At 71.1% G+C, this 8,421-nt stretch carries 7 protein-coding genes and 1 pseudogene; 4 read left to right on the top strand and 4 right to left on the bottom strand.

The genetic code is table 11. The features are described from left to right. Positions 1-336: pseudogene (locus tag EAO71_RS28965) on the bottom strand (hypothetical protein); the annotation flags it as partial. 47 nt (positions 337-383) lie between these two features. Between EAO71_RS28965 and EAO71_RS28970 the strand changes: the two are divergent. The 4 genes from EAO71_RS28970 (at position 384) to glmM (ending at position 4,773) form a co-directional block, all read left to right on the top strand. After that, entirely contained in the window at positions 384-2,015 is a 1,632-nt protein-coding gene (locus EAO71_RS28970) for an ATP-binding cassette domain-containing protein (protein WP_147980766.1), read from the top strand. A 219-nt stretch (positions 2,016-2,234) separates the two neighbouring features. Continuing rightward, the gene (gene rplM / locus EAO71_RS28975) at positions 2,235-2,678 is read left to right on the top strand and encodes a 50S ribosomal protein L13 (protein WP_041130788.1); all 444 of its coding nucleotides are present in this window, start codon (positions 2,235-2,237) and stop codon (positions 2,676-2,678) included. Positions 2,679-2,722: 44 nt separating this feature from the next. Next, positions 2,723-3,250, top strand: coding sequence for a 30S ribosomal protein S9 (rpsI, locus tag EAO71_RS28980; RefSeq protein ID WP_147980767.1), 528 nt, complete (start codon positions 2,723-2,725; stop codon positions 3,248-3,250). 164 nt (positions 3,251-3,414) lie between these two features. Next, on the top strand, positions 3,415-4,773 hold the full coding sequence (glmM, locus tag EAO71_RS28985; RefSeq protein ID WP_147980768.1) for a phosphoglucosamine mutase: 1,359 nt from the start codon (positions 3,415-3,417) through the stop codon (positions 4,771-4,773). A gap of 10 nt (positions 4,774-4,783) precedes the next feature. Here the strand turns inward: glmM and EAO71_RS28990 are convergent, their stop codons facing one another. The 3 genes from EAO71_RS28990 to EAO71_RS29000 form a co-directional block, all read right to left on the bottom strand. Beyond that, entirely contained in the window at positions 4,784-5,743 is a 960-nt protein-coding gene (locus EAO71_RS28990; RefSeq protein WP_147980769.1) for a DUF389 domain-containing protein, read from the bottom strand. Between the two features lie 21 nt (positions 5,744-5,764). Then, on the bottom strand, positions 5,765-6,766 hold the full coding sequence (coaA, locus tag EAO71_RS28995; RefSeq protein ID WP_147980770.1) for a type I pantothenate kinase: 1,002 nt from the start codon (positions 6,764-6,766) through the stop codon (positions 5,765-5,767). Positions 6,767-6,897: 131 nt separating this feature from the next. Further along, on the bottom strand, positions 6,898-7,965 hold the full coding sequence (locus tag EAO71_RS29000; RefSeq protein WP_187282869.1) for an acyltransferase family protein: 1,068 nt from the start codon (positions 7,963-7,965) through the stop codon (positions 6,898-6,900). Between the last annotated feature and the right edge of the window lie 456 nt (positions 7,966-8,421).

Here is an 8,421-nt window from a genome sequence, read left to right on the forward strand (position 1 = left end):
GGCCCAGTCGCTGAGGGCCTGCGCGTACCTCATCTGCGCGGCCTCGTCGTCGACCGTCATGATCAGGTGCTCGGCCTCGTCGTCCGTGCCGCCGCTGCTGACCACGGCGGTCGCGACGATCGCGCCGACGGCGAGGGTCGCCAGCGCGCCGCCGCCGATCGTCAGCCAGCGCTTGCGGCGGCTACGGGCGGCCGAGGCGTCGGCGAGAGCGCCCCAGTCCGGTGTCTGCGGCGCCTGGGCCCCCGGGAAGGGGTCGGGCTGCTGCTGCCAGCTCTCGCGCTGCTGTCCGTTCGGCTGCTGCGGCTGCTGCGGCCACTGCGGTCCCCCAAAGCTCATGCCGCGCATCCTAAACCGGTTGGGGGAGAGCGCGGTCGGCGGCGACAATGCCCCTCATGGGACATGTCGAGGTCGCGCATCTGGAGTACTACCTTCCGGACGGGAGGGTGCTTCTCGCCGACGCCTCCTTCCGGGTGGGGGAGGGGGCGGTGGTCGCCCTGGTCGGCGCCAACGGCGCCGGGAAGACCACACTGCTCCGGATGATCTCCGGTGAGCTCCAGCCGCACGGCGGCACCGTCACCGTCGGCGGCGGTCTCGGTGTGATGCCGCAGTTCGTCGGCTCGGTACGGGACGAGCGCACCGTCCGCGACCTGCTGGTCTCCGTCGCGCAGCCGCGGATCCGGGAGGCGGCGAAGGCGGTCGACGAGGCCGAGCACCTGATCATGACGGTCGACGACGAGGCCGCGCAGATGAGGTACGCGCAGGCCCTCAGCGACTGGGCCGAGGTGCAGGGCTACGAGGCCGAGACCGTCTGGGACATGTGCACCATGGCCGCGCTCGGCGTCCCGTACGAGAAGGCGCAGTTCCGCGAGGTGCGCACGCTCAGCGGCGGCGAGCAGAAGCGGCTGGTCCTGGAGTCCCTGCTGCGGGGCACCGACGAGGTGCTGCTGCTCGACGAGCCGGACAACTACCTCGACGTCCCCGGCAAGCGGTGGCTGGAGGAGCGGCTGCGGGAGACCCGCAAGACCGTGCTCTTCATCTCGCACGACCGGGAGCTGCTGGCCCGGGCCGCGGAGAAGATCGTCGCGGTGGAGCCCGGACCGGCCGGCTCGGACGTCTGGGTGCACGGCGGTGGCTTCGACACCTTCCACGAGGCGCGGCGGGAGCGGTTCGCGCGCTTCGAGGAGCTCAAGCGGCGCTGGGAGGAGAAGCACGCGCAGCTGAAGAAGCTGGTGGTCAACCTGCGCCAGGCGGCGGCGGTGAGCCACGAGATGGCCTCCCGGTACGCGGCGGCCCAGACCCGGCTGCGGAAGTTCGAGGAGGCGGGACCGCCCCCGGAGCCGCCGCGCGAGCAGGACATCCGGATGCGGCTGCGCGGCGGACGCACCGGCGTGCGTGCCGTGACCTGCGAGAACCTTGAGCTGACCGGACTGATGAAGCCGTTCTCGCTGGAGATCTTCTACGGCGAGCGGGTGGCGGTCCTCGGCTCGAACGGCTCCGGCAAGTCGCACTTTCTGCGGCTGCTCGCGGGCGACCCGTCGGTCGCGCACACGGGTCTGTGGAAGACGGGCGCGCGGGTCGTCCCCGGCCACTTCGCCCAGACCCACGCCCACCCGGAGCTGCAGGGCCGCTCCCTGGTGGACATCCTGTGGTCGGAGCACGCCAAGGACCGGGGCGGGGCGATGTCGGTGCTGCGGCGCTACGAGCTGGAGGCGCAGGGCGACCAGCCCTTCGAGAAGCTCTCCGGCGGTCAGCAGGCCCGCTTCCAGATCCTGCTCCTGGAGCTCTCGGGCACCACGGCGCTGCTGCTGGACGAGCCGACCGACAACCTGGACCTGGAGTCCGCGGAGGCGCTCCAGGACGGTCTGGAGTCCTACGAGGGCACGGTCCTGGCGGTCACCCACGACCGCTGGTTCGCGAAGACCTTCGACCGCTACCTGGTCTTCGGCTCGGACGGGGTCGTGCGGGAGACGAGCGAGCCGGTCTGGGACGAGCGCCGGGTGGAGCGGGCGCGGTAGGGCCGGCGCGTTTTGACCCGTCCGGGGTGGCGCGGGTACTGTTGCGGTTTGTTATGCGTAGTGGCTTCGTCGTTCTCACGCGAAGGGCCCTTACGCAGGTTCCCTGGAGCAGTTACCAGTGGCTCGCATACGGGCGGTGTCCCGGCAGTGCAGGCCCCAGCTGCATGATCGCTTCAGGTGTGTCTGGACTCCATCCACTGAAGAAGCGAAGGCTACGAAGTGCGTACGTACAGCCCCAAGCCCGGCGATGTCACTCGCCAGTGGCACATCATCGACGCGCAGGACATCGTCCTGGGCCGTCTGGCGACCACGGCAGCGAACCTCCTCCGGGGCAAGCACAAGCCGGTCTACGCCCCCCACATGGACATGGGCGACTTTGTCATCATCATCAACGCTGACAAGGTGCACCTCTCCGGCAACAAGAAGACCCAGAAGATGGCGTACCGCCACTCCGGGTTCCCGGGTGGTCTGCGCTCCGTCCGTTACGACGAGCTTCTGGACAAGAACCCCGAGAAGGCCGTCGAGAAGGCCATCAAGGGCATGATCCCCAAGAACTCCCTGGGCCGTCAGATGCTCTCGAAGCTGAAGGTCTACGCGGGCGAGAACCACCCGCACGCTGCTCAGCAGCCGGTCCCGTTCGAGATCACCCAGGTCGCGCAGTAGTTCCGGCCACACCCCCTAAGAACGAAAGAAATCTGAGGAGAATCGTGGCCGAGACCACTGTTGAGAACCCCGTCGAGGGCACCGAGGGCGAGGAGACCTACGCCGAGGTCACCACCTTCGAGTCCGAGGTTCCCGTCGAGGGCGAGTACACCACCGAGTCCCTGGCTTCCCGCTTCGGTGACCCGCAGCCGGCCGCCGGCCTGGGCCGCCGCAAGAACGCCATCGCCCGCGTCCGGATCGTTCCGGGCACCGGCAAGTGGAAGATCAACGGTCGCACCCTCGAGGACTACTTCCCGAACAAGGTGCACCAGCAGGAAGTCAACGAGCCCTTCAAGGTGCTCGAGCTCGACAACCGCTACGACGTCATCGCCCGCATCTCGGGTGGCGGCGTCTCGGGTCAGGCCGGCGCCCTGCGTCTCGGCGTCGCCCGTGCGCTGAACGAGGCGGACGTCGAGAACAACCGCCCGGCGCTGAAGAAGGCCGGCTTCCTCTCCCGCGACGACCGTGCGGTCGAGCGCAAGAAGGCCGGTCTCAAGAAGGCCCGTAAGGCTCCGCAGTACAGCAAGCGCTAAATCGCCTGCTCGCCTGCTTTGTACGTACGCCCCGGCGGCACTGCCCGTGCTGCCGGGGCGTACGTCTTTTCATAACCTTGGGCACGTTCTGAGCGACTTGCGTCGTGAAACGGGCAAGAGCCGCTCAGGGGATCGCATTTTTCGAAGCAGTTCGGAGGACAGCTGTGGGACGACTCTTCGGCACGGACGGCGTGCGTGGTGTTGCCAACGCGGATCTGACGGCGGAGCTGGCGCTCGGCCTGTCGGTCGCCGCGGCGCATGTGCTCGCCGAGGCGGGAACCTTTGAAGGCCACCGGCCGACCGCGGTGGTCGGGCGTGACCCGCGCGCGTCGGGAGAGTTCCTGGAGGCCGCCGTCGTGGCCGGCCTGGCCAGCGCCGGGGTGGACGTCCTGCGCGTCGGCGTCCTGCCGACCCCGGCCGTGGCCTATCTCACCGGCGCCCTCGGCGCCGATCTCGGCGTCATGCTCTCCGCGAGCCACAACGCCATGCCCGACAACGGCATCAAGTTCTTCGCCCGGGGCGGTCACAAGCTCGCCGACGAGCTGGAGGACCGGATCGAGGCCGTCTACGACGAGCACCGCACCGGCGCCCCCTGGGAGCGGCCCACCGGCGCGGGCGTCGGCCGGGTCCGCGACTACGACGAGGGCTTCGACAAGTACGTCGCCCACCTGGTCGCCGTCCTGCCGAACCGCCTCGACGGCCTGAAGATCGTCCTCGACGAGGCGCACGGCGCCGCCGCCCGGGTGTCCCCCGAGGCGTTCTCGCGGGCCGGCGCCGAGGTCGTCACCATCGGCGCGAGCCCGGACGGCCTCAACATCAACGACGGCTGCGGCTCCACCCACCTCGGCCTGCTGAAGGCAGCCGTGGTCGAGCACGGCGCCCACCTCGGCATCGCGCACGACGGCGACGCCGACCGCTGCCTCGCGGTCGACGCGGCCGGGAACGAGGTCGACGGGGACCAGATCCTCGCCGTTCTCGCGCTCGCCATGCGCGAGGCCGGGACGCTGCGCGGTGACACCGTTGTCGGCACCGTGATGTCCAACCTCGGCTTCAAGCTGGCGATGGAGCGCGAGGGCCTCGCACTCGTGCAGACGGCCGTGGGCGACCGGTACGTCCTGGAGGCCATGAAGAAGCACGGCTACGCGCTGGGCGGCGAGCAGTCCGGCCACGTGATCGTGCTCGACCACGCCACCACCGGCGACGGCACGCTGACGGGCCTCATGCTGGCGGCCCGCGTCGCCGCCACCGGCCGGTCGCTCGCCGAGCTCGCCGCCGTCATGGACCGGCTGCCGCAGGTGCTGGTCAACGTGCCGGACGTGGACAAGTCGCGCGTCGCCACCTCGGGCGACCTGGCCGCCGCCGTCTCCGACGCCGAGCGCGAACTCGGCGCCACCGGACGGGTGCTGCTGCGTTCCTCGGGCACCGAGCCGCTGGTCCGCGTCATGGTGGAGGCCGCCGACATCGAGCAGGCACGCGCGGTGGCCGGACGCCTCGCGGACGTGGTGAAGTCCGCGCTGGGCTGAGCCCCCCGGGCTACTTCGGTGGCGCACCCGGGGGGCGGCGGGTCATCCGCCCCTCCCGGGTCGGCCGCACCAGTTTCCAGGCGAGCAGGGTGAGGACCCCGGCGAGCACGATGCCGCCCAGGTTCAGCAGCAACTGCTCGGTGGAGCCCCACATCTGACCCACGTCGCCGTAGCTCAGCGCCACGGCGGCGTTCGCCGCGGCCGGGACGGTGGTCACCGAGATCGCCACGCCCACCAGCGCCCCCGACTTGGACGACGTCAGCGACAGGACGCCGGCCACCCCCGCGAGCAGCGCCACGACGAAGGAGAACGGGTCGGGCTGCCAGATGAAGCTGGTGTTGGGCCGCGGACCGTCGAGCATCGTCACCTCGAACAGCCCCAGGGCGTCCATCACCAGACTGAACACCGTGGTGGCCGCGATCGCCGCGGCGAAGCCGACGAGCAGCGCGGTCAGCGAGCGGCCGGCCTGCCGGGGGGACCGCCGCACGAGGCCCGTGCAGATCCCGGCGAGCGGGCCGAACTCCGGTCCGACGGCCATCGCCCCCACGATCAGGACCGCGTTGTCCAGCACCACACCGCAGGCCGCGATCATGGTCGCCACGATCATGAACGCCGCGTAGGTGACGGTGAGGGTGGACTCCTCCTGGGTCACCTCGGACAGGTGCTCCCAGATCACCGCGTCCGCGGCCTCGCCCGGAGCCTCCTCCTCCGCCTCGTCGGCGCGCCGGGAGAGCGAGAGGTCGATGTCATCGACCGCGATCGAACCGTCCTCGTCGACCCCCAGCTTCCGCAGCCCGCGCAGGAGTTCGTCCCCTGCCTCGCGGGCCACGTCGCAGGTCACGAGATCCCCGGCGGGGTCGCGGGCGGCGCCCGGGAGGACCACCAGGTGCGTGGTGCCGACGGTCCGGCCGATCAGGGCCAGTACCGCCTCCGTGCGCTCGGGCGGCGTGATCATCCGGAGATGGAGCATGGGCGCACCCTAACGGTGGTCTCAGAGCTTGCGCAGGGACAGTCGCTGCACCTTGTGGTCGGGCCCCTTGCGGACGACGAGGGTGGCCCGTCCCCGCGTCGGCGCCACGTTCTCCAGCAGGTTCACCTTGTTGATGGTCCGCCACATCGTGCGGGCGTAGTCCAGGGCCTCCTCCTCGGAGACCTGGGTGTACTTCTGGAAGTACGAGAAGGGGTTCTGGAACGCGGTCTCGCGCAGCCGGCGGAAGCGGTTGAGGTACCAGCTCTCGATGTCCTCGGGGCGCGCGTCCACGTACACCGAGAAGTCGAAGTAGTCGGCGAGACCGACGCGGGTGCGGCCGTCCTTGCCGGGCAGGGCCGGCTGGAGGACGTTGAGACCCTCCACGATCAGGATGTCGGGGCGGCGCACCACGAGCCGCTCGCCGGGCACGATGTCGTAGATGAGGTGGGAGTAGACGGGCGCGGTGACCTCGTCCTTGCCCGCCTTGATGTCGGCGACGAACCGGGTCAGCGCCCGCCGGTCGTAGGACTCGGGGAAGCCCTTCCGCGACATCAGCCCGCGCGCCTTGAGCTCCTCCATGGGGTACAGGAACCCGTCGGTGGTGACCAGCTCCACCCGGGGGTGCTCGGGCCAGCGGGCCAGCAGGGCTTGGAGCAGACGGGCCACGGTCGACTTGCCGACGGCCACCGAGCCGGCGACGCCTATCACGAAGGGGGTGCCGCGCTGCTCGGCCCGCTCGCCGAGGAAGGTGTTGAGCGCACCGCGCAGCCCGCTGGTGGCCTGGACGTACAGGTTCAGCAGGCGCGAGAGCGGCAGGTAGATGTCCCGGACCTCGTCGAGGTCGATGACGTCGCCGAGACCGCGCAGCCGCTCGACCTCGTCGGCGGACAGCGGCAGGGGCGTCTTGTCCCGCAGGGCGCTCCACTCGGCCCGGGTGAGGTCGACGTACGGCGTGGCCTCGACCCGGCGATGGCCGTTGCCGTTCCCCTTGGAGTTCGGGCTTCGTGGCGGCGAAGTGATCACACCGCCATTGTCGGGGCTGCGGGCCGCTTGTGGGTGGTGGGCTCGGTCACGTGGGAGAGCCCTTGCGCCGGCGGTGAGGTCCGTCGCGGCCGGTTGCGCGGCCGGCGGGAGCCGGGCCGCCTCCGGCGCGCTCACGCGGTGGCCCGGCGGGCGCCCAGGAGCGGCCTGAGCCGCCGCTCCGCGGGCTTCTCCACCCACTCGTGGAGACAGCCGGCGACCGCCACCGTCCCGACGGCGACCACGGCGATCTGGACGAGGTCCCTGCCCAGCCCGGGCCCCGGCGCCGTGCCCAGGTGCTCGAACACCTTCAGCACGATCACGTGGCAGATGTAGAACGCGAAGGACCACTCGCCGAGCCTCACCAGCGGCCGGGAGCGCAGCAGGGACCGTTCGCCGCGCACGTCGCGCAGCGCGACGGTCGCGATCAGCAGGGCGAACGCCGGCATGAGGACCGCGTCGAACGTCCCCGTCCGCACCTCGACGTACGGAACGGCGTCCGGATGGCGGAACCAGAGCCAGCACAGCAGCACCGTGCCCGCGGTGAGCGTCAGCGCGACGCCCGACCCGAAGGGCGGGCGCCGGCCGCGCCGTACGAGCATCGCCGTGCACACGCCGAGGACGAACATCGGCGTCAGCGAGAGGGGCGAGGCCACGACGAGCCGCTCCACGTCCGGCGCGAAGCCGTATCGGGGGCCCAGGATCCGGGTCGCGGCCGTCGCGGCCACGGACAGCACGGCCACGACCGCCAGCAGCCGGGAGGGGCAGCGCGAGAGCACCTTGTGGAGCAGCGGGAAGGCCAGATAGAAGAAGGCCTCCACGGACAGCGTCCAGGTCACCACGTTCAGCGTGAAGAAGTGCTCGCTGCTCCACGACTGGGCGAAGGTCAGGGTCCACAGGACGTCCGCCGCCGACACCGGCTGGTGCCACCACCAGACGCGCAGCGCCACCACTCCCGCGGTGGTCACCGCGAGCAGCGGCCAGATCCGCGCGAACCGGCGCCAGTAGTACCCCGTCGCGGTGTCGTCGGGGCGGGCCACCCACGCCATGACGAAGCCGGACAGGACGAAGAAGAAGGGAACGCCCTCGTATCCGATCCAGGAGAGCTGGGTCAGCGCCGCCGACTCGCTGACGTACCTCTTGGTGTGGAAGAGGAACACCCCGAGCGCCGCGAACCAGCGCAGTCCCGTCAGGGAGTCCACCCGGGTGCCGCCGAGCGGCGGTACGGGTCTCGGCTCGGCTCCGGCGCGGGTCGGGGCCCGTGTGCCGGCGGTCGTCGCGGCCGCGCCCGGTGCGGGCAGGCTCCCGTACGTGGTGGTGGAAATGTCCCTGACCCCTCAATGCCCTCGGCGCAGCAGGATGTGCGGCGGCGTGTCGTGACTTCCCGCCCGGACGGCCCGACGGCCATCCCTCCGGGGATTGCCCGCCTGCCCGGCATCCCTCCGGGTATTCCTGCCGTCGGGCCGTCCGGGCGGGAAGTCACGACACGCCGCCGCACATCCTGCTGCGCCGAGGGCATTGAGGGGTCAGGGACATTTCCACCACCACGTACGGGAGCCTGCCCGCACCGGGCGCGGCCGCGACGACCGCCGGCACACGGGCCCCGACCCGCGCCGGAGCCGAGCCGAGACCCGTACCGCCGCTCGGCGGCACCCGGG

This window comes from Streptomyces sp. MS191 (assembly GCF_008042125.1).
In the GTDB taxonomy this organism is placed as follows: domain Bacteria; phylum Actinomycetota; class Actinomycetes; order Streptomycetales; family Streptomycetaceae; genus Streptomyces.